The 25,450-nt window shown below is 74.0% G+C and carries 27 protein-coding genes; 19 read left to right on the plus strand and 8 right to left on the minus strand.

The features are described from left to right. Window positions 1–64: 64 nt before the first annotated feature. Complete coding sequence (locus tag FHU28_RS09185) at window positions 65–1,540, plus strand: dienelactone hydrolase family protein (protein WP_184682789.1); 1,476 nt, start codon at window positions 65–67, stop codon at window positions 1,538–1,540. 15 nt (window positions 1,541–1,555) lie between these two features. Here FHU28_RS09185 and FHU28_RS09190 read toward each other — a convergent pair whose 3' ends face one another. Next, window positions 1,556–2,038 (minus strand): DUF6232 family protein, encoded by a 483-nt coding sequence (locus FHU28_RS09190; protein ID WP_184682791.1) that lies wholly within the window; start codon window positions 2,036–2,038, stop codon window positions 1,556–1,558. A 58-nt stretch (window positions 2,039–2,096) separates the two neighbouring features. Between FHU28_RS09190 and FHU28_RS09195 the strand changes: the two genes are divergently transcribed. Beyond that, window positions 2,097–2,231 carry a hypothetical protein gene (locus FHU28_RS09195; RefSeq protein WP_260412865.1) on the plus strand — a complete coding sequence of 45 codons (135 nt, stop codon included), beginning with the start codon at window positions 2,097–2,099 and terminating at the stop codon, window positions 2,229–2,231. On the opposite strand, the gene FHU28_RS09200 is transcribed toward FHU28_RS09195, so the two are convergent. Next, window positions 2,177–2,725, minus strand: coding sequence for a DUF6232 family protein (locus FHU28_RS09200; RefSeq protein WP_184682793.1), 549 nt, complete (start codon window positions 2,723–2,725; stop codon window positions 2,177–2,179). The genes FHU28_RS09195 and FHU28_RS09200 overlap by 55 nt on opposite strands. Before the next feature lie 118 nt (window positions 2,726–2,843). Here FHU28_RS09200 and FHU28_RS09205 point away from each other — a divergent pair, with 118 nt between their 5' ends. Both FHU28_RS09205 and FHU28_RS09210 read left to right on the plus strand, forming a co-directional pair. Further along, window positions 2,844–3,617 (plus strand): enoyl-CoA hydratase/isomerase family protein, encoded by a 774-nt coding sequence (locus FHU28_RS09205; RefSeq protein WP_184682795.1) that lies wholly within the window; start codon window positions 2,844–2,846, stop codon window positions 3,615–3,617. Window positions 3,618–3,687: 70 nt separating this feature from the next. Next, window positions 3,688–5,310, plus strand: coding sequence for an acetolactate synthase (locus FHU28_RS09210; RefSeq protein WP_184682797.1), 1,623 nt, complete (start codon window positions 3,688–3,690; stop codon window positions 5,308–5,310). Between the two features lie 55 nt (window positions 5,311–5,365). On the opposite strand, the gene FHU28_RS09215 is transcribed toward FHU28_RS09210, so the two are convergent. From FHU28_RS09215 to FHU28_RS09225, 3 genes are read right to left on the minus strand one after another with little or no spacing between them, the layout of a single operon-like run. Next, the gene (locus FHU28_RS09215) at window positions 5,366–5,764 is read right to left on the minus strand and encodes a PLD nuclease N-terminal domain-containing protein (protein ID WP_184682799.1); all 399 of its coding nucleotides are present in this window, start codon (window positions 5,762–5,764) and stop codon (window positions 5,366–5,368) included. 26 nt (window positions 5,765–5,790) lie between these two features. After that, window positions 5,791–6,090, minus strand: coding sequence for a DUF202 domain-containing protein (locus FHU28_RS09220; RefSeq protein ID WP_184682803.1), 300 nt, complete (start codon window positions 6,088–6,090; stop codon window positions 5,791–5,793). Next, window positions 6,087–6,470: a YidH family protein gene (locus tag FHU28_RS09225; RefSeq protein WP_184682806.1), complete on the minus strand. Its 384-nt coding sequence runs from the start codon at window positions 6,468–6,470 to the stop codon at window positions 6,087–6,089. The genes FHU28_RS09220 and FHU28_RS09225 overlap by 4 nt, the downstream gene beginning before the upstream one ends. A 41-nt stretch (window positions 6,471–6,511) precedes the next feature. On the opposite strand from FHU28_RS09225, the gene FHU28_RS09230 reads away from it, so the two are divergent. From FHU28_RS09230 to FHU28_RS09245, 4 genes are all read left to right on the plus strand, one after another. Further along, window positions 6,512–7,309 (plus strand): GNAT family N-acetyltransferase, encoded by a 798-nt coding sequence (locus tag FHU28_RS09230; protein WP_184682810.1) that lies wholly within the window; start codon window positions 6,512–6,514, stop codon window positions 7,307–7,309. A 2-nt stretch (window positions 7,310–7,311) separates the two neighbouring features. After that, a complete protein-coding gene (locus FHU28_RS09235; protein ID WP_184682813.1) occupies window positions 7,312–7,716 on the plus strand; it encodes a hypothetical protein in 405 nt (134 codons plus the stop codon). 177 nt (window positions 7,717–7,893) lie between these two features. After that, window positions 7,894–8,673, plus strand: coding sequence for an electron transfer flavoprotein subunit beta/FixA family protein (locus FHU28_RS09240; protein WP_184682816.1), 780 nt, complete (start codon window positions 7,894–7,896; stop codon window positions 8,671–8,673). A gap of 12 nt (window positions 8,674–8,685) precedes the next feature. Further along, complete coding sequence (locus FHU28_RS09245; protein ID WP_184682819.1) at window positions 8,686–9,645, plus strand: electron transfer flavoprotein subunit alpha/FixB family protein; 960 nt, start codon at window positions 8,686–8,688, stop codon at window positions 9,643–9,645. 97 nt (window positions 9,646–9,742) lie between these two features. On the opposite strand, the gene FHU28_RS09250 is transcribed toward FHU28_RS09245, so the two are convergent. Both FHU28_RS09250 and FHU28_RS09255 read right to left on the minus strand, forming a co-directional pair. Further along, entirely contained in the window at window positions 9,743–10,510 is a 768-nt protein-coding gene (locus FHU28_RS09250) for an anti-sigma factor (protein WP_184682821.1), read from the minus strand. Continuing rightward, window positions 10,464–11,069, minus strand: a complete 606-nt coding sequence (locus FHU28_RS09255) for an RNA polymerase sigma factor (protein WP_184682824.1) — start codon at window positions 11,067–11,069, stop codon at window positions 10,464–10,466. The genes FHU28_RS09250 and FHU28_RS09255 overlap by 47 nt, the downstream gene beginning before the upstream one ends. A gap of 239 nt (window positions 11,070–11,308) precedes the next feature. Here FHU28_RS09255 and FHU28_RS09260 point away from each other — a divergent pair, with 239 nt between their 5' ends. The 7 genes from FHU28_RS09260 to FHU28_RS09290 all read left to right on the plus strand — a co-directional run bounded on the left by FHU28_RS09260 (window position 11,309) and on the right by FHU28_RS09290 (window position 17,698). Beyond that, window positions 11,309–12,142 carry a DUF4397 domain-containing protein gene (locus FHU28_RS09260; RefSeq protein ID WP_073830469.1) on the plus strand — a complete coding sequence of 278 codons (834 nt, stop codon included), beginning with the start codon at window positions 11,309–11,311 and terminating at the stop codon, window positions 12,140–12,142. Beyond that, window positions 12,139–12,804 carry a class F sortase gene (locus tag FHU28_RS09265; RefSeq protein WP_184682826.1) on the plus strand — a complete coding sequence of 222 codons (666 nt, stop codon included), beginning with the start codon at window positions 12,139–12,141 and terminating at the stop codon, window positions 12,802–12,804. The genes FHU28_RS09260 and FHU28_RS09265 overlap by 4 nt, the downstream gene beginning before the upstream one ends. A gap of 101 nt (window positions 12,805–12,905) precedes the next feature. After that, window positions 12,906–14,081, plus strand: a complete 1,176-nt coding sequence (locus tag FHU28_RS09270; protein ID WP_174536668.1) for a cysteine desulfurase family protein — start codon at window positions 12,906–12,908, stop codon at window positions 14,079–14,081. A gap of 37 nt (window positions 14,082–14,118) precedes the next feature. Continuing rightward, the gene (gene mnmA, locus FHU28_RS09275) at window positions 14,119–15,195 is read left to right on the plus strand and encodes a tRNA 2-thiouridine(34) synthase MnmA (protein ID WP_184682828.1); all 1,077 of its coding nucleotides are present in this window, start codon (window positions 14,119–14,121) and stop codon (window positions 15,193–15,195) included. 30 nt (window positions 15,196–15,225) lie between these two features. Beyond that, window positions 15,226–16,230: a uroporphyrinogen decarboxylase/cobalamine-independent methonine synthase family protein gene (locus FHU28_RS09280; protein WP_184682831.1), complete on the plus strand. Its 1,005-nt coding sequence runs from the start codon at window positions 15,226–15,228 to the stop codon at window positions 16,228–16,230. Between the two features lie 38 nt (window positions 16,231–16,268). After that, window positions 16,269–16,637, plus strand: coding sequence for a VOC family protein (locus tag FHU28_RS09285; RefSeq protein ID WP_184682833.1), 369 nt, complete (start codon window positions 16,269–16,271; stop codon window positions 16,635–16,637). Window positions 16,638–16,663: 26 nt separating this feature from the next. After that, complete coding sequence (locus tag FHU28_RS09290) at window positions 16,664–17,698, plus strand: ADP-ribosylglycohydrolase family protein (RefSeq protein WP_184682835.1); 1,035 nt, start codon at window positions 16,664–16,666, stop codon at window positions 17,696–17,698. A gap of 19 nt (window positions 17,699–17,717) precedes the next feature. Here FHU28_RS09290 and FHU28_RS09295 read toward each other — a convergent pair whose 3' ends face one another. Further along, a complete protein-coding gene (locus FHU28_RS09295) occupies window positions 17,718–18,329 on the minus strand; it encodes a type II toxin-antitoxin system PemK/MazF family toxin (RefSeq protein ID WP_184682836.1) in 612 nt (203 codons plus the stop codon). Between the two features lie 179 nt (window positions 18,330–18,508). Between FHU28_RS09295 and ligA the strand changes: the two genes are divergently transcribed. From ligA to gatA, 4 genes are all read left to right on the plus strand, one after another. After that, complete coding sequence (gene ligA / locus FHU28_RS09300) at window positions 18,509–20,662, plus strand: NAD-dependent DNA ligase LigA (protein WP_376700701.1); 2,154 nt, start codon at window positions 18,509–18,511, stop codon at window positions 20,660–20,662. A gap of 150 nt (window positions 20,663–20,812) precedes the next feature. Then, window positions 20,813–23,401 carry a putative bifunctional diguanylate cyclase/phosphodiesterase gene (locus FHU28_RS09305; RefSeq protein WP_184682841.1) on the plus strand — a complete coding sequence of 863 codons (2,589 nt, stop codon included), beginning with the start codon at window positions 20,813–20,815 and terminating at the stop codon, window positions 23,399–23,401. A gap of 98 nt (window positions 23,402–23,499) precedes the next feature. After that, window positions 23,500–23,805 carry an Asp-tRNA(Asn)/Glu-tRNA(Gln) amidotransferase subunit GatC gene (gene gatC / locus FHU28_RS09310; RefSeq protein ID WP_013284468.1) on the plus strand — a complete coding sequence of 102 codons (306 nt, stop codon included), beginning with the start codon at window positions 23,500–23,502 and terminating at the stop codon, window positions 23,803–23,805. Then, window positions 23,802–25,277 (plus strand): Asp-tRNA(Asn)/Glu-tRNA(Gln) amidotransferase subunit GatA, encoded by a 1,476-nt coding sequence (gene gatA, locus FHU28_RS09315; protein WP_116504511.1) that lies wholly within the window; start codon window positions 23,802–23,804, stop codon window positions 25,275–25,277. The genes gatC and gatA overlap by 4 nt, the downstream gene beginning before the upstream one ends. The last annotated feature ends 173 nt before the right edge of the window (window positions 25,278–25,450 follow it).

Here is a 25,450-nt window from a genome sequence, read left to right on the forward strand (position 1 = left end):
CCGCCCGGCGGCCACCCGGCGGTGATCGTGACGCCGAGCTCCCGGCGGGGCGTAGGGTGCCCGCATGCCCACCCCCGGCCCGGTGTCGCGGCGAACGCTCGCCTGCGGCATGGTCGCGCTGCTCGCCATGGTTCTGGGCGCCCTGCTCCTGGTCCGCGCCGACGCCGGGCTGAGCACCCGGCGGGCGACGGTGGCCGGGGTGCCGCTGACCGAGGTCCGGGCGGACGGCGCGGACGGTGGCCGGCGGCCCGGTGTGGTGATCGCGCACGGCTTCGCCGGGTCGGCCCGGCTGATGCGGCCGCTGGCCGACTCGGTGGCCCGCCAGGGCGGCGTCGCGGTGCTGCTCGACTTCGCCGGGCACGGCGCCAGCCGGTCCCGGCTGCCCGGCGCCGGGCGGGACGGGGAAGGCGCCCGGGCGCGGCTGCGGCACGATCTGGACGTGGCCGTGGCGTGGCTGCGTGAGCGTCCCGGCGTGGACCCGGACCGGATCGTCCTGGTCGGGCACTCGATGGGCGCCGGCGCGGTCACCCGGTACGCGGTAGCGCATCCGGAGATCGACCGGACCGTGGCGATCTCGCTGCCCGACGGCGGTGACGTGCCGCCCGGCTGGCCGGGGAAGCTGACGTTGGTGGTGGGCGGCCTGGAGTTCGCCGGTTTCCGCCAGGCCCTCGACGAGGCGACCCGGGACGCGCCACCGGGCACCCGGACGCGGGTGGTGGCGCCCGGCGTCGAGCACGTGTCGGTGCTGTTCGCGCCGCGTACCCACGCCGCGGTGCTCGACGCGCTGCCGGACCGTACCGGCGGGCCGTCGCCGTCCCCGCTGACCCGGCCGGGCGGGGCCGCCCTGCTGCTGGTGGGGTTCGCGCTGGGCCTGGTGCCGCTTGCGGCGCTGCTGCCGCGGCGGGCGCGGCCGGGCACCGGCGGTCCGCGTACCACTCGGTGGCTCGCCGCGACGGTGCCGGCGGCCGGGCTGGGCGCCGGGCTCGCCGCGTTGCTGCCGACCGCTCGGCTGCCGCTCGCCGTGGGCGGATACGTCGCGGTGTTCCTGCTGCTCACCGGCGTGCTGCTGGCCGCCGCAGCACGCTTCGCGCGTCCCGGGCGGCCGCCAGCGACCGGGGGTGGCGTCCGGTCCGCGGTGGTCGCGGCCGTGCTCCTCGGGTACGCCGTGCTCGCGGTCGCGCTGCCGCTTCATCTCGGGCTCACCTCGACCGTGCCGGTCGGGGCCCGGTGGTGGCTGCTGCCCCTGGTGACGCTCTGCTGCCTGGTCTTCCTGCTCGGCGCCGAGCGGCTCACCGACGGCCACGGCCTCCGCTACGCGGCCGTCGGCGGCATCGCCGTGCTGGTGCTGGCCGGCGCGGCGCTGATCGGCCTGGCGCCCGGGTTCGTGCTGCTGGTGGTGCCGCTGTTCGCGGCGCTGGTGGCCTGGCAGGCGGCCTGGGCCGAGGTGTTGCGCCGCCGGGCCGCGTCGTGGTGGCTGGCGCCGCTGCTCGGGGCGGTGCTGCTGGCCTGGCCGATGGCGACCACGTTGCCGCTGGCCTGACCGGCGCCGGGCGGCTCATCGGCTGTCGGTCTGCTGTTCCACCGCGCGTTGCACGGCCCGGTAGATCTGCCCGAACCGCAGCGCGTCGGGCGTGCGGACCAGCATCGTCTCCCGGCCGTGGTGCTGCACCCACAGTTCGTGCACCCGGTTGCCGCGCTCGTAGGAACGGTCCAGCCAGCCGAGCGGCAGTTCCAGGAACGGGGTGAGGGCCAGCCCGATCACCACGAACGCGGCCACGATGATCAGGGCCAGTTTCCACTCGCCCCGGTCCTGCGCCGACCAGGCGAGGGAGAGCACGCAGACCACCGCGACCAGCGGTGGCAGCGACAGCAGCAGGACCAGCACCCCGCGTCCCAGCACCCGCCCCCGGACCGCGAGTGTGGTGGTGCCGCGCTCGTGCCAGACGTACGTGACGTCGGCGAGCGCGACGACCCGACCACCCGCGTGGATCGCGTCCGAGGTGACCTGTACCGCGTCGTCCCGGTAATAGAGGGCCATGAATCAGCCTAACCGCGTGTGTCGACACCGGACGGTCGAGCGTCGGTAGGGTGACGGTATGACCACTGTGCAGAGCGCCTGCAAGATGTACCGCCTGGCCGGTGGCCGGATCGTGCAGTTCTGGGGCGAACAGGACACCTACGGTTTGCTGCGCGGGCTCGGCCTGCTGCCGGACGAGCCGGTCACGTTCTGACCGGGCGCGGCAGGTCCCGGCGCGGTCCGGCGGGGAGCGGCGGGCAGGCTCTCCATGGCCCGCTGCACCGCCCGGTAGATCTGCCCGAATTTCATCGCGTCCCGGGTGTGCAGCAGCCGCACCGGACGCCCCCGCCAGTCGGCCCACATCTCCATCTCCCGGCTGCCCCGGGCGTAGGAGCGGTCCAGGTACTCGAAGAGGAAGTCGGCCACCGGCCCGACGGCCAGGCCGATCAGCACCGAGACCCCGACGATGGCGATGGTGACCACCGCCGAGCGTTGCAGCCACACGGCCAGCCCGATGCCCAGCACGGCGGTCACCAGCGGCCCGGCGAGCGCGGCTCCGATCGCGCCGCGCCCGGCGAGCACCCGCCACGAGCGTTCGCCCCGCCGGTGCCACACGGTGGTCAGCTCGGCGAGCGGGTAGCTGCGCCCGTCCACCCGTACCGCTGTGGAGGTGACCTGGACGGAACGGTCGTCGTAGTAGGTGATCATGGCCTCACTCCCGGTGGCGGGGCGGCGGCGACCTGGGGGTCGCCGACACCACACTGTCTACCCCAACGAGGCGAGTCGTAAGGTTGGCACGCGACTTCGACGAGGAAGTGAGGGCAGCGTGGGCGAGTTCGTCAAGCTGGAAGTGAAGGACGGCATCGGCACCATCCGGCTGGAGCGGCCGCCGATGAACGCGCTCAACACCCAGGTGCAGGAGGAGTTGCGCGCCGCCGCGGCGGCGGCCACCGCCGACGTCGAGGTCCGCGCCGTCATCGTGTACGGCGGCGAGAAGGTCTTCGCGGCCGGCGCGGACATCAAGGAGATGGCCGACATGTCCTACGTGGACATGGCGGAGCGGGCCGCCGACCTGTCCAGCGCGCTCGGCGCGATCTCCCGCATCCCCAAGCCGGTCGTCGCCGCGATCACCGGCTACGCGCTCGGTGGCGGCTGCGAGCTGGCGCTGGCCTGTGACTGGCGGATCGTGGCCGAGGACGCCAAGCTCGGCCAGCCGGAGATCAAGCTCGGCATCATCCCGGGCGCCGGCGGCACCCAGCGGCTGGCCCGGCTGGTCGGCCCGGCCCGCGCCAAGGACCTGATCATGACGGGTCGGATGGTCGACGCCGCCGAGGCGCTGCGGATCGGCCTGGCCGACCAGGTGGTGCCCGCCGCGGAGGTCTACGACGCCGCAGTGGCGTACGTGAAGCCGTTCCTGACCGGGCCGGCGCAGGCGCTGCGGGCGGCGAAGGCCGCAGTCGACGCGGGTCTGGACATGGACCTCACCTCGGGCCTGGCCTGGGAGAGCCAGCTCTTCGCGGCGCTGTTCGCCACCGACGACCGGCGCGAGGGCATGACCGCGTTCGTGGAGAAGCGCAAGCCGGGCTTCACCGGCCGCTGACGCGAGAGCTGTTCACATCCGCGCTACCGGCCAGTAGCGTGACCCCGGTCGGTCGATGAAGGGGAATGGCATGACGGAACGGGTCGAGGGCCACGGCGGCGATCTGGCGCTCGCGGCACTACGCGCGCACGGCGTACGGGAGATGTTCACGCTCTCCGGCGGGCACGTCTTCCCGCTCTACGACGCCGCCCACAAGGCGGGCTTCCCCCTCTACGACGTGCGGCACGAGCAGTCCGCCGTGTTCGCCGCCGAGGCGGTGGCCAAGCTCCAGCGCCGCCCCGGCCTGGCCGTGCTCACCGCCGGCCCCGGGGTCACCAACGGCGTCTCCGGCCTGACCAGCGCGTTCTTCAACGCCTCGCCGGTGCTGGTGCTCGGCGGCCGGGCCCCGCAGTTCCGCTGGGGCTCGGGCAGCCTCCAGGAGATGGACCACCTGCCGCTGGTCGCGCCGGTGACCAAGCACGCCGAGACGGTGTTCAGCGCCGACGACATCCCGCGGGCGATCTCGGCGGCGCTGACCACCGCGCTGACCCCGCACCGCGGCCCGGTGTTCCTGGACTTCCCGCTGGAGGCGGTCTTCTCCGTCGGTGACGCCGACCTGCCGGCGGTCACGCCGCCGGCGCCGATCGAGCCCGACCCGGACGAGGTCGCCAAGGCGGCCCGCCTCATCGCCGGCGCGTCCCGGCCGGTGATCATCGCCGGCTCCGACGTGTACGCGGGCGACGCCGTCGAGGCGCTTCGTGCCGCTGCCGAGTCGCTGCGGGTGCCGGTGTTCACAAACGGCATGGGCCGGGGCGCGCTGCCGCCGGAGCACCCGCTCGCCTTCGCCAAGGCCCGCCGGGTCGCGCTCAAGGGCGCCGACGTGGTCGTGGTGATCGGCACCCCGCTGGACTTCCGGCTCTCCTTCGGCGACTTCGGCGACGCGCAGGTGGTGCACGTCGTGGACGCGCCCAGCCAACGGGCCGGGCACGTGCAGCCGGCTGCCGCGCCGGCCGGCGACCTGCGGCTGATCCTCGGCGCGTTCGCCAACCACGCCGGTGACCGGGCCGACCACGCCGACTGGATCGCCGAGCTGCGTACCGCCGAGGACGCGGCGAAGGCCCGGGACGCCGAGGAGATGGCCGCCGAGAGCGACCCGATCCGCCCGGCCCGCGTCTACGGCGAGCTGCGCAAGGTGCTCGCCCCGGACGCCATCACCATCGGCGACGGCGGCGACTTCGTGTCGTACGCCGGGAAGTACCTGGAGCCGGCCCAGCCCGGCACCTGGCTCGACCCCGGCCCGTACGGGTGCCTCGGCACCGGCATGGGCTACGCCATGGGCGCCCGGGTCAGCCACCCCGACCGGCAGATCTGCGTGCTGATGGGCGACGGCGCGGCCGGCTTCTCGCTGATGGACGTGGAGTCGCTGGTCCGGCAAAAGCTGCCGGTGGTGATCGTGGTCGGCAACAACGGCATCTGGGGGCTGGAGAAGCACCCGATGCGGGCGATGTACGGCTACGACGTGGCCGCCGACCTCCAGCCCGGGCTGCGCTACGACAAGGTGGTCGAGGCGCTGGGCGGCGCGGGCGAGACGGTGGAGAAGGCCGCCGACCTCGGGCCCGCGCTGGGGCGCGCGTTCGACTCGGGCGTGCCGTACCTCGTCAACGTGCTGACCGACCCGGCCGACGCGTACCCCCGCTCGTCGAACCTGGCCTGAACACGGCGCCCGCGGGCCGTCCGCCGGGTGACCGGCGGGCGACCCGCGGCGCGTGTCAGACCTCGGGGCGGTCCCGGTCGTCCGGACGGCCGCGCAGTTCCTCCTCGCGGCGGCGCAGGTCCTCCTCCCACAGCCGCAGCCGTTCCTGGTCCTCGCGGCGGGACCGCTCGTTCAGCGAGGCGAGGAACTCCGGGTCGTCGTCCGGGGCGAGCGGCCGGCGGGCCGGGGCGGCGGTACCGCCCGCGCCGGTGACGCCCACGGCTCCGGCCGGGCGCTCGCGACCCACCAGGAACCAGGCGATCGAGCCGACCAGCGGGAAGACGAGGATGACCAGCACCCAGACCATCCGGGGCAGCGCCTTGACCTTCTCCTCGTCGGCGGAGAGGCAGCTGATCAGCGCGACGGCGGCAAGGACGACCTGAACCAGGAACAGCAGCACGAAGAGGCGGGGCATGCCTCATGATGGCTCACCCGGACACGTCATTGCACCCCGCCGAGCACATGCGCCACGCCGAGCACCGCAAGTCCGGCCGCGCCGAGCGCGGTCAGCGGCACCGACCAGCTGTCGAACCGCCGCGGTCCCGCGCCGGTGGCCCGGTGCCACGTCACCACCAGCACGGCGAGCCAGACCAGGAGCGCTGCCCCGGTCAGCAGCGCGTCGAGGACGCGGCCGGTGAACGCCTGCCGGAGCTGCAGCAGCAGCACCGCCGTCAACGTGAGCAGCGTCCGCCGCCAGGCCAGCCGGGTGCGTTCGGGTTGCAGGCCGGGGTCGCGGGTCATCCCGCGCCGCCCAGCAGCACGGCCACCAGCAGCAGCGAGCCGATCGCGACGATCAGCGCCAGCACGGCCGGGAAGCGGGACGCGGGCAGCTCCTCGTTCAGCCGCATGGCCCGTTCGGTCCGGGCCCAGTGGTCGACCGCCCGGATCGAGACGGCCGCGCCGAGCAGCAGCAGCGCGATCGCGAGCGCCTCGCGCAGGTGGGCCAGGCGCAGTGGCGGAAGGAACTGCGCGGCGGCCAGCCCGCCCGCCACCAGCGCCAGGCCGGTACGCAGCCAGGCCAGGAACGTCCGTTCGTTCGCCAGCGAGAAGCGGTAGTCCGGCGGGGTGCCGACCGAACGCAGCTCACGCGGGTCGAACCAGCTCTTGATCGACTCCCACACGCTGCCGATTATCCGCTTTGCCCCGCGCCTAGCCTGGGGGGATGACCGATCTTGATGCGCGGAGCCTGCGGGACGTCTACGACACCCAGCTTCGTCCGGAGTTGCCCGACCCGGTGCCCGCCGGGGTGACCGTGGAGCAGGACGGTCCGCTGTTCCGCGTGCTCGGCCTTGACCACGGCGGTTTCCTCACCTACCGGACGCTCGACGGCCTGGCCGGCGCCGAGCTGGACGCGCTCATCGCCCGGCAGGTCGAGGTCTTCCGGGCTCGGGGCGAGTCGGTCGAGTGGAAGCTCGCCGGTCACGACGAGCCGGCCGACCTGGCCGACCGGCTGCGCGCCGCCGGCTTCGTGGCGGAGGACCAGGAGACAGTAGTGATCGGCCCGGCCGCGCCGCTCGCCGCCGCCGTCCCGGTGCTCCCCGAGGGGGTACGCCTGCGCGAGGTCACCGGCCGGGCCGACCTGGAGCGGATCGCCGCCATGGAGGAGGAGGTCTGGCAGGAGGACCGCAGCCACCTGGTGTACGGGCTGGCCCGGGAGATCGAAGCCGACCCACAGTCGATCACGATCGTGGTGGCCGAGGCGGGGGAGACCGTGGTCAGCGCCGGCTGGGTCCGCTACCAGCGCGGCACCGGCTTCGCCAGCCTCTGGGGCGGCTCGACGCTGCCGCAGTGGCGCCGGAAGGGCATCTACCGGGCGCTGGTGGCGTACCGGGCGCGGCTGGCGCAGCAGCGCGGCAAGACGCTCGTACAGGTGGACTGCTCGTCGGACAGCCGGCCCATCCTGGAGCGGCTCGGGCTCGTTGCGGTCACCACCTCCACGCCGTACGTCTACACTCCGTGATCATGGAACGGTTGACGGCGGACGAGCGGCTCACCCTGAAGACCGGCGCGTTCGGCGCGGTCTTCCTGGTCTCCAACGCCGTACCAGGGGTGCTGGCGATGGTGCGGGAGAGCTTCGCCGCGTCCGGCGCGCTCGCCGAGGTGGGGGGCGTGGTCAAGGAGGCGCTCACCACCGGCCCGCTGCCGCAGCTGCCCCGGGACTCGGCCCTGGAGGTCGAGTCCGTGGTGCTGCCCGCGCTGGGCCGGTCGATGGAGATTCTCCGGGGCAAGTCGCCCGCCGACGCCGAGACGTACCGGTCGGTGGTGCTCGCAGCGGCGGAGCGGGTGGCGCAGGCGCACCGGGGGATCGAGCCGGCCGAGGCGGCGGCGATCGAGAAGATCACCCAGGCGCTGGCCGGATCGGCCTGATGCCGGTGACCTGCGTCACTGCGGGCGGCCGGGGTGCCCATGCTACTTGCGGGTAACATTGCGCTCGTGGGGAAGTGCACAGCTGCCCGCGGTTGACCCACGTTCCGTCACGCGGGAGGCTGCGCCCGTGACCGGGCGAGTGATCGCAACACCAAACAGGAGGGTCGTCGAAGCGCGATGAATATCGTCGTACTCGTCAAGCAGGTGCCTGATTCGGGCGCGGACCGCAGCCTGCGTTCTGACGACAACACCGTCGACCGCGGTTCGGCGAACAACGTCATCAATGAGATGGACGAGTACGCCATCGAAGAGGCGTTGAAGATCAAGGAGGCGCACGGTGGTGAGGTCACCATCCTGACGATGGGTCCGGACCGGGCGACCGAGTCGATCCGTAAGGCGCTGTCGATGGGCCCGGACAAGGCCGTGCACGTCGTGGACGACGCCCTGCACGGTTCCTGCGCGGTGGCCACCTCCAAGGTCCTCGCCGCTGCCCTCGGGCAGCTCAACGCCGACCTGGTCCTGTGCGGCGCCGAGTCGACCGACGGCCGGGTGCAGGTGATGCCGCACATGATCGCCGAGCGGCTCGGTGTGGCCGCCCTGACCGGCGCGCGGAAGCTCACCGTCGACGGGTCGACCCTGACCGCCGAGCGGCAGACCGAGGAGGGCTACGAGGTGGTCACCGCCTCGACCCCGGCCGTGGTGTCGGTCTGGGACACCATCAACGAGCCGCGGTATCCGTCGTTCAAGGGCATCATGGCCGCGAAGAAGAAGCCGGTGCAGACGCTCGCCCTGGGCGACCTGGGCGTGGCCCCGACCGAGGTGGGCTTCGACGGCGCCACCAGCGCCGTGGTCGAGCACTCCAAGCGCCCGCCGCGCTCCGGCGGCGAGAAGATCACCGACGAGGGCGACGGCGGCGTGAAGCTGGTCGAGTTCCTCGCTGCCGAGAAGTTCGTGTGAGGGGACTGGGACATGTCTGAGGTTCTCGTCGTCGTCGAAGCCACCAAGGAATTCGGCGTCAAGAAGGTCACCCTCGAGATGCTCACCCTCGCCCGCGAGCTGGGCAGCCCGAGCGCCGTCGTGCTCGGTGGCGTCGGCGCGGCCGACGCGTTGAGCGCGAAGCTGGGTGAGTACGGGGCGGGGAAGATCTACGCCGCGGAGGGTGAGGAGATCGACGGCTACCTGGTCGCCCCCAAGGCGACTGTGGTCGCCGAGCTGGTCGCGCGGGTGCAGCCTGCGGCGGTGCTGCTCGCCTCGTCGCAGGAGGGCAAGGAGATCGCCGCGCGGCTGGCGGTGAAGCTGGACAACGGGATCCTGACCGACGTGGTCGCCCTGGCTGCGGACGGCACCGCCACGCAGGTGGCGTTTGCTGGTTCCACGATCGTCAAGGCGAAGGTCACCAAGGGTTTGCCGTTGGTGACCGTCCGGCCGAACTCGCTCGCCCCGGTCCCGGCCGCGGCCACCCCGGCGGTCGAGCAGTTGACCGTAGCGGTCACCGACGCGGACAAGCTGGCGAAGGTCGTGGAGCGGGTCGCGGAGCAGAAGGGCTCCCGTCCGGAGCTGACCGAGGCGTCGGTGGTTGTCTCCGGTGGGCGGGGTGTCGGTAACGCCGACAATTTCAAGCTGGTCGAGGAGATCGCCGACCTGCTCGGCGGCGCGGTCGGCGCGTCCCGCGCGGCGGTCGACTCCGGCTACTACCCGCACCAGTTCCAGGTCGGCCAGACCGGCAAGACCGTCTCCCCGCAGCTGTATGTCGCGCTGGGTATCTCCGGCGCGATCCAGCACCGGGCCGGTATGCAAACCTCGAAGACCATCGTCGCGGTCAACAAGGACGCCGAAGCGCCGATCTTCGAACTCGCCGACTACGGCGTGGTCGGCGACCTGTTCAAGGTCGTCCCACAGGCCGCCGAGGAGATCCGCAAGCGCAAGTGAGCGTCGCGTGAAAAAGGCCGCCGCCCGGTGATCCGGGCGGCGGCCTTTTCTCGTGGGGAGCTGATCGGCGGGCCGGGGAGCTGAGCCGGCCCGCCGATCAGCCCGTCAGGGTGCCCCTCAACAGGCTGTCGCCGGAGTGATCGGGCTTGTTGTCGTACTGCTCCGCGCTGATGTCGACGACGGTGTAGGTGCGCAGGTCGACGTTCCGGGGGATCGGCAGGAGCGCGTCCCCTGAACCGTTGCTCAGCGTACCCACGGAGAGCATCTCCATCGTCTTCGGATCGATCAGCCAGACCTCGTAGTACCCCGGAACGGTCGGGAGATTCGTCACGTGGAGATGCAACCGGTTGTCACCGAGCACCCGGGCGTCGCCGGAGGCGTCCTTCGGTGTCGAGCCGAACGCGGCGAGCGGCGCGCTGGCCACCACCGGCGGCTCGGGATCGGTGTCCGTGCCGCCGCCGAGCACCGCGGCGGTGCCGGCGACACCGATCACCGCGGCGGCGGTGGCGGTGACCGCCGTGGTCGCCCACCCCGGCCAGCGCCGGCCCCGGCGCGTTCGGCGCGAGGCGGCGGGTACGGCGACCGGCTCGACCGGGTCGGCCGGGCGCGGCAGGCGCCGCTCGGTCAGCGCCGGCAGTTCCTCGGCGGCCCGGATCTCGGCCACGATGCCCTGCCAGATGTGCTCCGGCGGGTCGGGCAGGTCGGCCAGGCCCTGGGTGCCCGCGCCGAGTCCGGCGACGTGCTGGAGCGTCTCCATCTCGCCCCGGCAGTGGTCGCAGGTGTCCAGATGGGTGGCCTCACCGTCAGCCGCCTCACTCTCACCGAGCGCCAGAAAGACCAGCCGGTCGTGGTCCAGGTGCTGCACTGTCCACCTCCCATCTGCGTTTCAAGCTCTGCATGCCGCGTCTGATGTGACTCTTCACAGTGCCGAGCGGCACTCCCGTCACGGCCGCGATCTGCTGGTGTGTCAGGTCGTCGTAGAACGCCAGCTCCAGCATCCGGCGCTGCTCGTCGGGGAGCCGGGCCAGCTCGTCGGCGACCACCAGCCGGTCGACCACGGTGTCCGGGTCGGGGCCGGTGGAGACCGGCTCGGGCAGTTGCTTCACCGTCTCGACCACCCGGGTCTCCCGGGCCGCGGCCCGGATCCGGTCGACCACCTTGCGCCGCCCGATCCCGAGCAGCCAGCCGACCAGTGAGCCTTTCGCCGGGTCGAACGTCTCCCGGCCCAGCCAGGCGGCGACGAACGTCGCCTGGGTCACGTCCTCTGCGTCGCTGCGGTTGACGAGCGTCGTGGTGGCCAGGTGCAGCACCGCTCGGCCGTACCGGTCGTACGCCTCTCGCAGGGCGGCCTCGTCGCCGTCGCGGAACCGGGTGGCGAGGTCGTCCTCGCCCGGCGGTTCGGGGCCCTGCCTCGCCGCCGTCATGGGGCGGCTCGCCTTCCGTGGGGCATGCCCGACTGTAACTCCCACAGCCCTCGCCCCACTCTTCCGGTGTGTCCGTGACGACCCTCGTCATCTCTCCTTCGTCGCCGGAAGGCCCGACGGATGCGCCCGGAGACGGGAAAAGAAATCGGATCCGGGCGCATCCGGGGGCGACGGAGCCGGCGTAACCCGTTCTGCAAGCCAGGCCTGACGAATCAGCATGAACTACCAGGAGGCAGACAATGCAGTACGCGATGTTCCGTCGGGTCGCCGCGGGCGGCGCGGTGGCCGCCCTCACCTTCGCCGGCGTCGGCGCCGCCACCATGAGCCCGGCCTACGCCGCCTCGTCGAAGGTCTCCGTGGTCCACGGCATCCCGGACACCCCGGTCGACGTGTACGTCAACGGCGAGAAGACGCTGAACAACTTCAAGCCCGGCGACGTGGCCGGCCCGCTCACCCTGCCCGAGGGGGAGTACGACATCGCCCTGACCAAGCCGGGCGAGGCGATCGACAAGGCGATCCTGAAGGTGGACGACGCCGCGGTGCCGGGCGGGGCGAACATCAGCCTCGCCGCGCACCTGAGCGCCGACGGCAACCCGCAGATCACGCCGTTCGTCAACGACGTGTCCAAGGTGGGCGCCGGCAAGGCCCGGCTGATCGTCCGGCACACCGCCGCCGCCCCGGCCGTCGACGTGCGGGCCGGCGGCAAGCCGGTCTTCGAGAACCTGACCAACCCGAAGGAGGCCAAGGCCGACGTGGCCGCCGGCGCGGTGAAGGCGGACGTGGTGCTGGCCGGCACCGACACCGTCGCCATCGGCCCGGCCGACCTGAACCTCAAGGAGGGCACCGCCACCATCGTCTACGCCATCGGCTCGGCCGAGGCGAAGAACCTGAGCGTGGTCGCCCAGACCATCAGCGGCCTGCACTCGGCGCCGGGCGGCGTGCCCAGCGGCACCGGCGGCCAGGCCGGCACCGGCGTGGACACCTGGTGGTACGTGCTGGCCGGGGCCGGCGTGCTGCTCCTGGTCGGCGGCGGTGCGCGGGTGGCGGCAACCGCCCGGGCCGGTCGCCGGTGACGGTGCGCAACCGCGGGGCGCTGGCGGCGATGGCCGCCGGCGCCGCCGCGCTCACCCTGGCGGGCGTGGTGGCGTGCGGGTCCGAGCCCGCCGAGGACGTCGGCGGCGACGAGGTGGCCGCCCTGTCCAGCGCCACGCCCACGCCCACGCCGGCCGCCCCGGCGTCGGGCTCGGTGCCGGTGAACCCGGGCACGCTGCCCGCCGGCAGCGAGATCGTGCCGCCGGTGAAGCTGAGCATCCCGCCGATCCGGGTCACCGCCACCGTCGACCCGGTGGGTGTGAACGAGCGCACCGACGAGTTCGAGGTGCCGCCCAGCGTGGACCAGGTCGGCTGGTACCGCTACGGCCCGGGGCTGGAGGCCGACGCCGGCTCGGTGGTGATCGCCGGGCACGTGGACAGCGCCGAGCAGGGCAAGGGGGCGTTCTTCCGGCTGCGCGAGCTGGACCGGGGCGACCGGCTCACCGCCACCGGCTCGGACGGCCGCGAGCGCTCCTACCGGGTGGTGGCCCGGGAGGAGTACCGGAAGACGAAGATCCCGCTGGAGCGGTACTTCGCGCGCGACGGCAAGCCCCGCCTCACGCTGATCACCTGCGGCGGCCCGTTCGACGCGAAGACCCGGAGCTACCGGGACAACATCGTGGTCACCGCCGTTCCCCTGTGAGCGCGAGGAGTGAGCCGCCGGACCGCCCCGTCCCACCCCCGCGCGGGACGGGGCGGTCCGGCCCCCGGCGGCGGGTCCGTAGGCCGTTAGGCTGAACGGTGATGGCATACCTTGATCACGCGGCGACGACCCCGATGCTCGACGAGGCACTCGAGGCGTATGTCGCGACCGCCCGCGAGGTGGGGAACGCGTCGTCGCTGCACGCGGCGGGCCGCCGTGCCCGGCGGCGGGTGGAGGAGTCCCGTGAGAGGGTGGCCGCCGCGCTCGGCGCCCGTCCCTCGGAGGTGATCTTCACCGGCGGCGGGACGGAGAGCGACAACCTCGCCGTGAAGGGCGTCTTCTGGGCCCGCCGCGCGGCCCGGGCCGACCGGGTCCGGGTGGTCTCCAGCTCGGTCGAGCACCACGCCGTGCTGGACGCGGTGGACTGGCTGGTCGAGCACGAGGGCGCGCAGGCCGGTCTCCTTCCGGTGGACGCGGTCGGCCGGCTCGACCCCGAGCGCCTGCGCGCCGAGCTGACCGAGCACGGCGAGCGGGTGGCGGTGGTCACCGCCATGTGGGCCAACAACGAGGTCGGCACCGTGCAGCCGGTCGCCGAGCTGGCCGCGGTCGCCGCCGCGCACGGCGTGCCGTTCCACACCGACGCCATCCAGGCGGTCGGCCAGGTGCCTGTCGACTTCGCCGCCAGCGGGGTGTCCGCGCTCACCGTGACCGGGCACAAGCTCGGCGGACCGACCGGCGTGGGCGCGCTGCTGCTGGCCCGCGACGTGGCCGCGACCCCGCTGCTGCACGGCGGCGGCCAGGAGCGCGACGTCCGTTCCGGCACGCTGGACACCGCCGGCATCGTCGCGTTCGCCGTCGCCGTCGAGACCGCGGTGAAGGGCCAGCAGGAGTACGCGGCCCGCGTGGCCGCGCTCCGCGACGAACTGGTCGAGCGGGTCCGGCAGGCCGTTCCCGAGGTGATCTTCAACGGTGACCCGGCCGACCGGCTCCCCGGCAACGCGCACTTCTCCTTCCCCGGCTGCGAGGGGGACGCGCTGCTGCTGCTCCTGGACGCCCAGGGCATCGCCTGCTCGACCGGGTCGGCCTGCTCGGCCGGGGTGGCCCAGCCCTCGCACGTATTGCTGGCCATGGGCGCCGACGACGACCGGGCCCGGTCCTCGCTGCGCTTCACGCTCGGGCACACCAGCACCGGCGCGGACGTGGACGCGCTGATCGCCGCGCTGCCCGCCGCTGTGGAGCGGGCGCGCCGCGCGGCCGCCCTGCGTACGCCCCGCTGACCCGGATACGCTCGGTGAGGACGAGGGGAGTGGGCCGGTGAGGGTTCTGGCGGCGATGTCGGGCGGGGTGGACTCCGCCGTCGCGGCGGCGCGGGCGGTGGAGGCCGGGCACGACGTGACGGGCGTGCACCTGGCGCTGGCCCGCAACCCGCAGACGTACCGCACCGGCGCCCGGGGCTGCTGCACGCTGGAGGACTCCCGGGACGCCCGGCGCGCGGCCGACGTGCTGGGCATCCCCTTCTACGTGTGGGACATGGCCGACCGGTTCCACGACGACGTGGTGGACGACTTCGTGGCCGAGTACGCCGCCGGGCGTACCCCGAATCCGTGCCTGCGCTGCAACGAGAAGATCAAGTTCGCGGCGGTGCTGGACCGGGCCGTCGCCCTGGGCTTCGACGCCGTGGTGACCGGTCACCACGCCCGGCTCGGCGCGGACGGCCTGCTGCGGCGCAGCGTCGACGCGGCCAAGGACCAGTCGTACGTGCTGGCGGTGCTGACCCGCGCGCAGCTCGACCGGTCGATCTTCCCGCTCGGCGACTCGACAAAGGCCGAGGTGCGCGCGGAGGCCGCCCGGCGCGGCCTGGCGGTCGCCGACAAGCCGGACTCGCACGACATCTGCTTCATCGCCGACGGCGACACCCGCGGCTTCCTCGCCGAGCGGCTCGGCGAGGCGCCCGGCCAGGTGGTGGACGCGCTCACCGGCGCGGTGGTGGGCAGCCACAGCGGCGCCTACCAGTACACCGTTGGGCAGCGGCGCGGGCTGCACCTGGACCGCCCGGCGCCGGACGGCCGGCCCCGCTACGTGCTCTCCATCACCCCGACCACGAACACGGTGACCGTCGGCCCGGCCGAGGCGCTGGAGGTCTCGGACGTACGCGCCACCCGCCCGGTGTGGACCGGTGGCCCGCGCCCGGACGGGCCGGTCGAGTGCGAGGTGCAGCTGCGGGCGCACGGCGACGTGGTGCCGGCCGCCGTCGAGGTCGACGCCGGCGGCCTGCGGGCGTCGCTGCGCCGGCCGGTGCGGGGTGTCGCCGCCGGTCAGGCGATCGTCGCCTACCGGCCGGACCCGGCCGGTGACGTGGTCCTCGGCTCCGCCACCATCACCGCCGCCTGACCTCGCACCGGCAGCGGATAGGCTGCGGCCGTGACTGAGCAGGCATGGCCCTGGCCCACCGGCGCGGCGACCGGCATCGGGTCGCTGCCCGGCACCGACATCGCCGAGGCGCAGCGGGTCGTGCTCGGCGAGCTGCCCACCCTGCCGCACCTGTCCGAGCTGCCCGCCCGGGGACCGGGCGCTGACCTGGTCGGCCGCAGCGCCGGCCTGCTCGTCGAACTGCCGGTCGAGCTGTACGCGGGTCGCTGGCGGATCGCCCCGCGCCCCGGCCGGGACCTGCGCCGCGCCCGCGACCTGATGGAACGTGACCTGGACCAGCTCGCCGAGCAGGCCGAGGAGTACGCCGGGCCGGTCAAGGTCCAGGCCGCCGGCCCGTTCACCCTGGCCGCCGCGCTGGAGCTGCCGATCGGCGGCCGGATGCTGCGCGACCCGGGCGCGGTACGCGACCTCGCCGGCTCGCTCGGCGAAGCGCTGCGCGGGCACGTGGCCGCGGTGACGCGGCGGCTGCCCCGCGCCTCGGTGCTGCTCCAGCTCGACGAGCCGTCCCTGCCGACGGTGCTGGCCGGCCGGGTGCCCACCGAGAGCGGCCTCGGCACCCACCGTCCGGTCGAGACGGAGGTGGCGCGGGCGTTGCTGCGCGACGTGATCGAGGCGGCCGGCGTACCGGCGCTGGTGCACTGCTGCGCGCCGGACGTGCCGCTGGACCTGATCCGATCCGCCGGCGCGGTGGGCGTCGCGCTCGACCTGTCGCTCGTCACCGAGCTCGACCCGCTCGGCGAGGCGATCGACGCCGGGCTCGGTCTGCTCGCAGGCGCCGCGCCGACGCTGCCGCCGGCCTCCGGCCGGGCGCCGACGTCGGCCGAGGTCGCCGACCGGGTCCGCCGGGTCTGGGACCGGCTCGGCTTCCCCCGCCGCCGGCTGGCCGAGCAGGTGGTGGTAACCCCCGCGTGCGGCCTGGCCGGCGCCACCCCGGCGTACGCCCGCGCGGTGCTCACCGCCTGCCGCGACGCGGGCCGGCGGCTCGCCGAGGACTGACGGGTTTTCCGTCGTACCCGCCGGGCACGATGACCGGCATGATTGGACGACTGCGTTCCACAGTGATCGACTGCCCCGATCCGCACGCGCTCGCCGCCTTCTACTCCGAGCTGCTCGGACTGCCCCTGGTGGAGGAGAACTCCGACGGCGACGAGTGGGTGGTGCTCGGCGGCCCACCCGGGCACCAGCCGCGGGTGGCCTTCCAGCGGGCGCCCGGCCTGCGCGCGCCGGACTGGCCCGACCCGGCCCGGCCGCAGCAGTTCCACCTGGACGTGACTGTCGACGACATCGAGGCGGCCGAGAAGGCGGCGCTGGCGCTGGGCGCGCGGCGGCTGCCCGGTGAGGGGGAGGGCTTCCGGGTCTACGCCGACCCGGCCGGTCACCCGTTCTGCCTCTGCTGGGACTGATCTTCCGCCACTTGCGCGGCGGAGGCATGATCGCCACCGTGACCGCCTCCACCGCCACCGGCCGCGCCGCCGGCTCACTGTTCGGCCTGGCCTACGGCGATGCCCTGGGCAAGCCGACCGAGTTCCTGACCGTCACCGAGATCGTCCGGCGCTACGGCCCGGACGGTCCACGCGAGCTGAGCGGCGACCCGGCCCTGGTCACCGACGACACGCAGATGGCGCTGGCCGTGGCGTGGGCGCTGCACGAGGCGCCCGCGTACACGGCCGAGGTGGTGGAGCCGCTGCTGCGGCAGCGCTTCGTCGACTGGTCGGTCAGCCCGGAGAACAACCGCGCCCCGGGCATGACCTGCCTACGGGCGTGCGCCGAGCTGGAGCGGGGCACCCGCTGGCAGGAGGCCACCGTCGCCGGCTCGAAGGGCTGCGGCGCGAACATGCGGGTCACCCCGGTCGGGCTGCTCGACGTCGACCTCGACACCATGGCCGGGCTGGCCCAGCTCCAGGCCGGGCTCACCCATGGCCACCCGACCGGGCTGGCGGCCAGCGAGCTGACCGCGTACGCGGTCCGGCTGCTGCGCGACGGCGCGGCGCTGCCGGAGCTGCCCGGCCTGCTCACCGAGCGGGCGCGGGAGCAGCGCACCGTCTACCGGGAGGACTGGCTGGGCGACCTGTGGCAGCGGCCCGGCGTGAGCGAAGCGGCCGGGTTCATCGCCCGGGGCTGGGACGACTGCCTGCGGGTGCTCGACCGGCTGGAGGCGGCGCTGGCCCGCCCGGACGACGGCGGAGACCTGTGCCGGTTCACCGGCGAGGGATGGATCGCCGAGGAGGCGCTCGCCACAGCGCTGCTCTGCGCGCTGCGTCACGCGGACGACCCGGTCGGCGCGCTGGCCCGGGGCGCGACCACGGCCGGTGACTCGGACTCCATCGCCGCGCTGGCCGGCGCGTTCGCCGGAGCCGCGTACGGCATGGGCGCCTGGCCGGCCGGGTGGGCGGACCGGATCGAGTACGCCGGGCAACTCGCCGCGCTCGCCGACGCACTCGACGCAGGGGCGTCGCAGCGCTGAGGCCCGGACGCTGCCGGGGTCAGCCGGCGAGGTGGTTCAGGCGGCGGACACCACGCCACAGCGCCGGGTCGCACGTGCCGGCCCGGTCGGCGAAAGCGGTGAGCGGCACTCGGATCGGCTCGCTGATGTCCAGGTAGCTGTCGTGGCCGGCGTCCGGGTCCCAGCCCCGGGTCGGGATCGGCAGGTGGTCGTCCCGGTCCGACTTGTCCTGGCTGGTGATCTTGAGCACCTCGGCGTCCGCACCGTCGACCCGCAGCACCAGGCAGGGGCGCACCTTGGAGCCGGTCCCGTCGGCGTAGGGCACGTCGGCCCACCAGATCTCCCCGGGCCGGGGCTCGTCCCGGTCCGTCCGCCCGGCGCCCCGCGGCCGTGGCGGCGCCCCGACGCGATCACCCCGGCCGCCGCCGGCCCGGTCACCGCGGCGTCCGCCGCCGGGCCGGTCGGCGCCGGTCCGGTCGTCGCCCGGTCCGCGCCCGGTCCGACCACCGCGCCCGGAGCCCGGCCGCCGCCCGTCGGCCCGGCCACGCGTCCCGGCGGAACGGTCGGCCGCCCGGCGGCGCCACTCGTTCCAGAGCCAGCCGGCCGCGACACAGGCCACGATCACCAGCGCCCACAGCACCCCGTCGCGCATCAGTACCCGCCTCCCGACCGTTCCCGCACAGCGCCGCCGAGGCGATGGTCGCACGCCCGGGGCCGGACCGCGCGGGGGCATGACGCGCGCCGGTTCGCCCTGCTCGTGCGGGTGGCCGGACTGTTGTCACCCCCGACCGCTACGGTTCTCGGGTAGCACGAGCACGGGAGGCGACAGCGGTGTCCGAAGGCGGCGGCGTGTCCGAAGAAGCGGTTCCCACGGCGGCCGACGCGGCCCAGGAGGCGGCGGCGGGGGCCGAGCCGACCCCGGCGGCCCGGGAGCGGCACGCCACGCTCAGCCAGGAGCTGACCGAACACCAGTACCGCTACTACGTGCTGGACGCGCCGACGATCACCGACGCGGAGTTCGACACGCAACTGCGGGAGCTGGAGGCGCTGGAGGCGGAATACCCGGCGCTGCGCACCCCCGACTCGCCCACCCAGCGCGTCGGCGGCACCTTCTCCACCGACTTCACGCCGGTCGCCCACGCCGAGCGGATGCTCTCGCTCGACAACGCCTTCGCCGACGAGGAGCTGGCCGCCTGGGCCGAGCGGGTCGAGCGCGACGCCGGCGGTCCGGTGCCCTACCTGTGCGAGCTGAAGGTCGACGGGCTGGCCATCAACCTGACCTACGAGAAGGGCCGGCTGGTGCGCGCGGCCACCCGGGGCGACGGCCGCACCGGCGAGGACGTCACCGCGAACGTGCGCAGCATCAAGGGCGTGCCGGCCCGGCTGACCCCGTCCGACGACTTCCCCGCCGTGCCGGATCTGATCGAGGTGCGCGGCGAGATCTACTTCCCGGTGGCCGCGTTCGCCGACCTCAACGCGAGCCTGGTCGAGCAGGGCAAGGCGCCGTTCGCCAACCCGCGCAACGCGGCCGCCGGCAGCCTGCGCCAGAAGGACCCACGGGTCACCGCCTCCCGCCCGCTGCGCCTGGTGGTGCACGGCATCGGCGCCCGCACCGGCTTCCGGCCGACGGCGCAGTCCGAGTCGTACGCCGCGCTCAAGGCGTGGGGCCTGCCCACCAGCGACCGCTGGAGAGTGGTGGACGACCTGGCCGGGGTCGCTGACTACATCGCCTACTACGGCAAGCACCGGCACGACGTCGAGCACGAGATCGACGGCGTGGTGGTCAAGGTCGACCCGGTCTCCATCCAGGGCCGCCTCGGCTCGACCAGCCGGGCACCCCGCTGGGCGATCGCCTTCAAGTACCCGCCGGAGGAGGTGAACACCAAGCTGCTCGACATCGACGTCAACGTCGGGCGCACCGGCCGGGTCACCCCGTTCGCCGTCCTCGAACCGGTCCGGGTGGCCGGCTCCACAGTCGCGCTGGCCACACTGCACAACGCCCGCGAGGTCGAGCGCAAGGGCGTGCTCATCGGCGACACGGTGGTGCTGCGCAAGGCCGGCGACGTGATCCCCGAGGTGCTCGGCCCGGTGGTCGAGCTGCGCCCGGCCGACGCCCGCCCGTTCGTCATGCCGACCACCTGCCCGGCCTGCGGCACGCCGCTCGCGCCGGCCAAGGAGAGCGACGTCGACATCCGCTGCCCCAACGGGCGGGCCTGCCCCGGTCAGATCCGCGAGCGCGTCTTCTACCTGGCCAGCCGCAAGGTGCTCGACATCGAGGTGCTCGGTGAGAAGGGCGCGGCGGCGCTGCTGGACGCGCAGATCATCACCAACGAGGGCGACCTGTTCCAGCTCGACGCCGACCAGTTGCGCCGCTCGCCGTTCTTCGTCAACAAGGACGGCAGCCTGGGCAGCAACGCGGTCAAGCTGCTCGACAACCTCGCCGAGGCCAAGGAACGCGACCTGTGGCGCGTGCTGGTGGCGCTGTCCATCCGGCACGTCGGTCCGACCGCGGCCCAGGCGCTCGCCCGGCACTTCCGGTCGATCGACGCCATCGAGGCGGCGGGCGAGGAGGAGCTGTCCTCGGTGGACGGCGTCGGCCCGACCATCGCCGCCAGCCTCAAGGAGTGGTTCGCCGTCGACTGGCACCGCGACGTGGTGCGCAAGTGGGCCGAGGCCGGCGTACGGATGGCCGAGGAGGCCGCCGACGAAGGGCCGCGCCCGCTCGACGGCGTCACGGTCGTGGTCACCGGCACGCTCAGCGGGTTCAGCCGCGACCAGGCCGCCGAGGCGATCCAGGCCAGGGGCGGCAAGGTGACCGGTTCGGTGTCCAAGAAGACGGGGTTCGTGGTGGTCGGCGACAACCCCGGTTCCAAGGCCGACAAGGCGGCCACCCTGAAACTGCCGATCCTCGACGAGGACGGCTTCCGGGTGCTGCTGGATTCCGGCCCGGACGCGGCCCGCGAGGTGGCCCGGGTAGAGGAGTGACCTGGTCACGACGACCGGCCCGGCGGATACCAAGTTAATTACGACTACGACCGATTCGTGACTGTCGTGTCGGGGAAACCGCCTCGGAGGGCGTTTCATTGGCGTACGGCGCGTGACGGCGCGCGCCAGGACGTTGCCCCGGGAGGTGCGATGGAGACCGGCGACCCGCGTAACTCCGTCCCGCCCGGGCGGAGCGGGCCGTTCTTCGGCTTCGTCGGCGCGGTCGGTGTGGTCGCGGTGCTGGTCTCGGCCGGGCCGCTGGTCGCGCTCGCCGACCGGTTGACCGAGCTGCCGGCCGCGTTCTGGACCATGGCGGCGCTCGCCGTCGCCTGCGACGCCCGCCCGTTCGTCCCGCCCGGGCGGCGGCAGACCTCGGCCGTGTTCCCGTCGACCTGCTTCACCTTCGCCATCCTGCTCGGCTGGGGCTTCGGCCCGGCCGTGGCGGTGCAGGCGGTGGCCGTCGCGGTGAGCGGCTGGCGGCTCGGGTACGCGCCGTGGCGTACCGGCTTCAACGCCGCGCAGTACGCGTGCGCGCTCGCCGCCGCGTACGCGGTCAGCCGGATCGGCCCGGGTGAGCTGTTCGGCGACGGCCGGCTGCACTGGACCGACGTGGCCGCGGTCGGCGGCGCGACGGCCGCCTGGTTCGTCGTCAACTACGGCCTTGTCAGCTCCGCCGTGCGGCTGCGGTTCGGCGACCGCTGGTGGCCCAGCGTGCGCAGCGGGCTGGCCTACGAGCTGCTGGCCACCGGCTCGCTGCTGCTGCTCGCGCCGGTGCTGGTGGCCGCCGCCCGGGCCAGCGCGGCGCTGATCCCGCTGGTGCTGGTGCCGCTGTTCGCGGTCTACCGGATGGCACGGCTCTCCGTGGAGCGGGAGCAGCTCGCCGACGTGGACCCGCTCACCGGGCTGCCCAACCGCAAGGCGCTGCTGACCGAGATGGCCGAACAGGTGCACCTGCACGCCGAGCGGGCCGCCCGGGGCGCGCCGGGCTCGCACCTGGCCCTGCTGCTGCTCGACCTCGACCGGTTCAAGCACGTCAACGATGCGCTCGGGCACGCGGTGGGGGACCGCCTCCTGGTCGAGGTGAGCGCCCGGCTGATGGGCGTGGTCGGCGCGGGCGACATGGTGGCGCGGCTCGGCGGTGACGAGTTCGCGATCGTCGTACCCCGGCTCACCGACATCGACCAGGCCCGCGAGCGGGCCGACCGGGTGGTCGCCGCGCTCGCCGAGCCGGTGCCGTTGGACGGGTTGCCGCTGGATGTGGGCGGCTCGATCGGCATCGCGCTCTACCCGGACCACGGCGAGGACTTCGCCACCCTGATGCGGCACGCCGACGTGGCCATGTACGACGCGAAGCACCGCAACGACACGGTGGCGGTGTACGCGCCGGAGTCCGACCACAACTCGGCCGAGCGGCTGAGTCTCCTGGCCGACCTGCGCCGGGTGCTGGAGTCGGGTCCGTCCGCGCAGGGCGGGGAGTCGGTGGGCGTACGCGGGGGTGACGGCGCGGCCCTGACGCCGGCGCTGTCGGCTCCGCGACCGGCCCGGGCCGAGCGGCCGTCCCGCAACCAGCGCCCGGCGCGCGACGACGGCCGGGGTGGCGGACGGTCGGGCGACGGGCCGAACCGGTGGCTGCGGCGTCGCCGGGACCGAGCCGTGGAGCGGCACGACGACGACCTGATCGAGCGGATCCTCACCGGCGCCGACCCGATCCGCAGCCGGGCCGCGCGCTCCGGCGGCACCGGAGCGGTGGTGGCGCCGCTCGTGGTCGATGGCGGGGACGCCGGCGCGGAGGCCGCGCGCGGGACGGACGCCGGGCACGACGTCGAGGCCCCGCGCGAGGCCGACACCGGGCACGACGCGCAGGTTGCGGTGAGCACGGGCGCGCCCGGCGTCATCGGGCCGACCGCCGACGGGAGCGCCGAGCCGGAGGACCAGTCCGGGCACCCGGGCGAGATCACCATGTACTACCAGCCGCAGATCGCGATCGCGACCGGTGAGGTGGTCGGTGTCGAGGCGCTGCTGCGGTGGCGGCACCCGCGCCGGGGCATGGTCGACCCGGGCGAGCTGATCCAGGTCGCCGAGCAGAGCGCGGTGATGCGGCTGCTCACCCGCCGCGTGGTGGACGACGTGGTGGAGCAGTTGGCCAAGTGGTCGGCGGCCGGGCTCACGCTGCGGGCCGCGCTCAACGTCAGCGTTCGTGACCTGCACACCGGCGAGATCGCCGACCAGATCGCCGACCGGCTGACCCGGTACGGTGTGCCGCCGGAGCGGCTCCAGGTGGAGATCACCGAGGGCGCGCTGATGGCCGACCCGCGGCGGGTGCTGGCCAGCATCACCCAGCTGCACCGGATCGGCGTCGGCATCGCGCTGGACGACTTCGGCACCGGCTACTCCTCGTTGCAGCACCTGCGCCGGCTGCCGCTGTCGGAGGTGAAGGTGGACCGCTCGTTCGTCCTCGGGATGGCCGACGACCCGGACGACGCGGCGATCGTCCGCTCGATGATCGAGCTGGCCGGCGCGCTCGGGCTGCGGGTGGTGGCCGAGGGCGTGGAGGACGAGCGCACCTGGCGGTTGCTGCACGCGGCCGGGTGCGACGTGGCGCAGGGCTGGTTCCACGCCCGGCCGATGCCGGCCGAGGACCTGGTGGCCTGGTTGTCGCGCTACCGTCCGGTGCGCCCGGCGGAGGCCGGGAGCCGCGGCGGGCCGGCGGCGGAGGGGGAGTCGAAGGCGTCGTCGTGACGGCGGGACAATAGACTCGCTCCGGTCACCGCGCGTCATCGCGTACGCGCGGCCGGCCCACCGCAGACGTCTCAGGACAGCCACGAAGGGGGCACCCGATGGCCGCCATCTCCCGCGAGGAGGTCGCGCACCTCGCGCGACTGTCGCGGCTCGCCGTCACGGAGGAGGAGTTGGACACCTTCGCCGGCCAGCTGGATGTGATCCTCCAGTCGGTCGCGCAGGTCGGCGAGGTCGCCGCGGCGGACATCCCGCCGACGTCCCACTCGGTGCCGCTCACGAACGTGCTCCGCGAGGACGTCGTACGGCCGGGCCTGACCCCGCAGGAGGCGCTGTCCGGCGCCCCCGACGCCGAGGAGCAGCGGTTCCGCGTCCCGCGGATCCTGGACGAGGATGTGGCCTCATGAGCGACTTGACCAAGCTGAGTGCCGTTGAGATCGCCGGGCTGGTGGCCAGCGGCGAGACCTCCGCCGTCGAGGTCACCCAGGCCCACCTGGACCGCATCGGCGCCGTCGACGACCGGGTGCACGCGTTCCTGCACGTCGACACCGAGGGGGCGCTCGCCGCCGCCCGGTCCGTGGACGAGCGCCGCGCGGCCGGTGAGGAACTCGGCCCGCTCGCCGGTGTGCCGGTCGCGGTGAAGGACGTGCTCACCACCAAGGGCGTGCCGACCACGGTCGGGTCGAAGATCCTGGAGGGCTGGCGCCCGCCGTACGACTCGACGATCGTCGAGCGGCTGCGCGCCGCCGGCACGGTGATGCTCGGCAAGACGAACATGGACGAGTTCGCCATGGGCTCCTCCACCGAGTACTCGGCGTACGGGCCGACCCGTAACCCGTGGGACCTGGAGCGGATCCCGGGCGGTTCCGGCGGCGGCAGCGCGGCGGCGCTGGCCGCGTACGAGGCGCCGCTGTCGATCGGCTCGGACACCGGCGGATCGATCCGCCAGCCCGGCGCGGTCACCGGCACCGTCGGCGCGAAGCCGACCTACGGCGGCACCTCCCGCTACGGCCTGGTGGCGTTCTCCTCGTCGCTGGACACGCCCGGCCCGTGCGCGCGTACCGTGCTGGACGCCGCGTTGCTGCACGAGGTGATCGGCGGCCACGACCCGCGCGACTCCACCTCGATCCCGGCCGCGGTGCCGGACGTGGTGGCCGCCGCGCGCCTCGGCGCCACCGGCGACCTGACCGGCGTCAAGCTCGGCATGGTCACCGAGTTCACCGGCGAGGGCGCGGAGCCGGGCGTGTCGGCCGCGTTCCGCGACGCGGCCGAGGCGCTGGCGAAGCTGGGTGCGGAGATCGTCGAGGTCTCCTGCCCGCACTTCAAGTACGCGCTGCCGGCCTACTACCTGATCGCGCCGAGCGAGTGCTCCTCCAACCTGGCCCGGTTCGACGGCGTCCGGTTCGGCCTGCGGGTCGGCGACGACGGCAACCGGTCTCTGGAGGAGGTCATGTCCCTGACCCGCGAGGCCGGATTCGGCCCCGAGGTCAAGCGCCGCATCATGATCGGCACGTATGCGCTCTCCTCGGGCTACTACGACGCCTACTACGGCCAGGCGCAGAAGGTCCGCACCCTCATCACGCGGGACTTCACCAGCGCGTTCGAGCAGGTCGACGCGCTGATCTCGCCGACCACGCCGTTCGTGGCGTTCCCGCTGGGGTCGCGCACCGCCGACCCGTACCAGATGTACCTGGCCGACCTGTTCACCATCCCGACGAACCTGTACGGCGGCCCGGCGATCTCGGTGCCGTGCGGCCTGTCCGACGGGCTCCCGGTCGGCTTCCAGATCATGGCGCCGACCATGGCGGACGACCGGATGTACCGGGTCGCCGCCGCGCTGGAGAGCGCCGTCGGCACGCTCACCCCGCCGACGCTCTGAGCTGACGGGATCCGCACGCGCCCGGCGCGGTCACCACGACCGCGCCGGGCGCGTCTGTCGTCGTGGCGACACGGTGATCACCGATCAGTGGATTGTCCGGGGTAGCTGGCACTGGTCGAATAAACTCCGAGTCTGCTGGATCGACTGGACTGTGGCCCGCTGGCGGACGCGAG

This window comes from Micromonospora echinospora, from assembly GCF_014203425.1.
Taxonomy (GTDB): Bacteria; Actinomycetota; Actinomycetes; order Mycobacteriales; family Micromonosporaceae; genus Micromonospora; species Micromonospora echinospora_A.

Bases quoted from the DNA above. Each gene is read 5' to 3' on its own strand.
- FHU28_RS09185 (WP_184682789.1), top strand. From the start codon at position 65: ATGCCCACCCCCGGCCCGGTGTCGCGGCGAACGCTCGCCTGCGGCATG.
- FHU28_RS09210 (WP_184682797.1), top strand. From the start codon at position 3,688: ATGACGGAACGGGTCGAGGGCCACGGCGGCGATCTGGCGCTCGCGGCA.
- FHU28_RS09245 (WP_184682819.1), top strand. From the start codon at position 8,686: ATGTCTGAGGTTCTCGTCGTCGTCGAAGCCACCAAGGAATTCGGCGTC.
- gatA (WP_116504511.1), top strand. From the start codon at position 23,802: ATGAGCGACTTGACCAAGCTGAGTGCCGTTGAGATCGCCGGGCTGGTG.
- FHU28_RS09235 (WP_184682813.1), top strand. From the start codon at position 7,312: ATGGAACGGTTGACGGCGGACGAGCGGCTCACCCTGAAGACCGGCGCG.
- FHU28_RS09240 (WP_184682816.1), top strand. From the start codon at position 7,894: ATGAATATCGTCGTACTCGTCAAGCAGGTGCCTGATTCGGGCGCGGAC.
- FHU28_RS09255 (WP_184682824.1), bottom strand. From the start codon at position 11,069: ATGACGGCGGCGAGGCAGGGCCCCGAACCGCCGGGCGAGGACGACCTC.
- FHU28_RS09230 (WP_184682810.1), top strand. From the start codon at position 6,512: ATGACCGATCTTGATGCGCGGAGCCTGCGGGACGTCTACGACACCCAG.
- FHU28_RS09270 (WP_174536668.1), top strand. From the start codon at position 12,906: ATGGCATACCTTGATCACGCGGCGACGACCCCGATGCTCGACGAGGCA.
- FHU28_RS09260 (WP_073830469.1), top strand. From the start codon at position 11,309: ATGCAGTACGCGATGTTCCGTCGGGTCGCCGCGGGCGGCGCGGTGGCC.
- FHU28_RS09220 (WP_184682803.1), bottom strand. From the start codon at position 6,090: ATGACCCGCGACCCCGGCCTGCAACCCGAACGCACCCGGCTGGCCTGG.
- FHU28_RS09285 (WP_184682833.1), top strand. From the start codon at position 16,269: ATGATTGGACGACTGCGTTCCACAGTGATCGACTGCCCCGATCCGCAC.
- FHU28_RS09215 (WP_184682799.1), bottom strand. From the start codon at position 5,764: ATGCCCCGCCTCTTCGTGCTGCTGTTCCTGGTTCAGGTCGTCCTTGCC.
- FHU28_RS09190 (WP_184682791.1), bottom strand. From the start codon at position 2,038: ATGGCCCTCTATTACCGGGACGACGCGGTACAGGTCACCTCGGACGCG.
- FHU28_RS09305 (WP_184682841.1), top strand. From the start codon at position 20,813: ATGGAGACCGGCGACCCGCGTAACTCCGTCCCGCCCGGGCGGAGCGGG.
- gatC (WP_013284468.1), top strand. From the start codon at position 23,500: ATGGCCGCCATCTCCCGCGAGGAGGTCGCGCACCTCGCGCGACTGTCG.
- FHU28_RS09195 (WP_260412865.1), top strand. From the start codon at position 2,097: ATGACCACTGTGCAGAGCGCCTGCAAGATGTACCGCCTGGCCGGTGGC.
- FHU28_RS09290 (WP_184682835.1), top strand. From the start codon at position 16,664: ATGATCGCCACCGTGACCGCCTCCACCGCCACCGGCCGCGCCGCCGGC.
- FHU28_RS09295 (WP_184682836.1), bottom strand. From the start codon at position 18,329: ATGCGCGACGGGGTGCTGTGGGCGCTGGTGATCGTGGCCTGTGTCGCG.
- FHU28_RS09200 (WP_184682793.1), bottom strand. From the start codon at position 2,725: ATGATCACCTACTACGACGACCGTTCCGTCCAGGTCACCTCCACAGCG.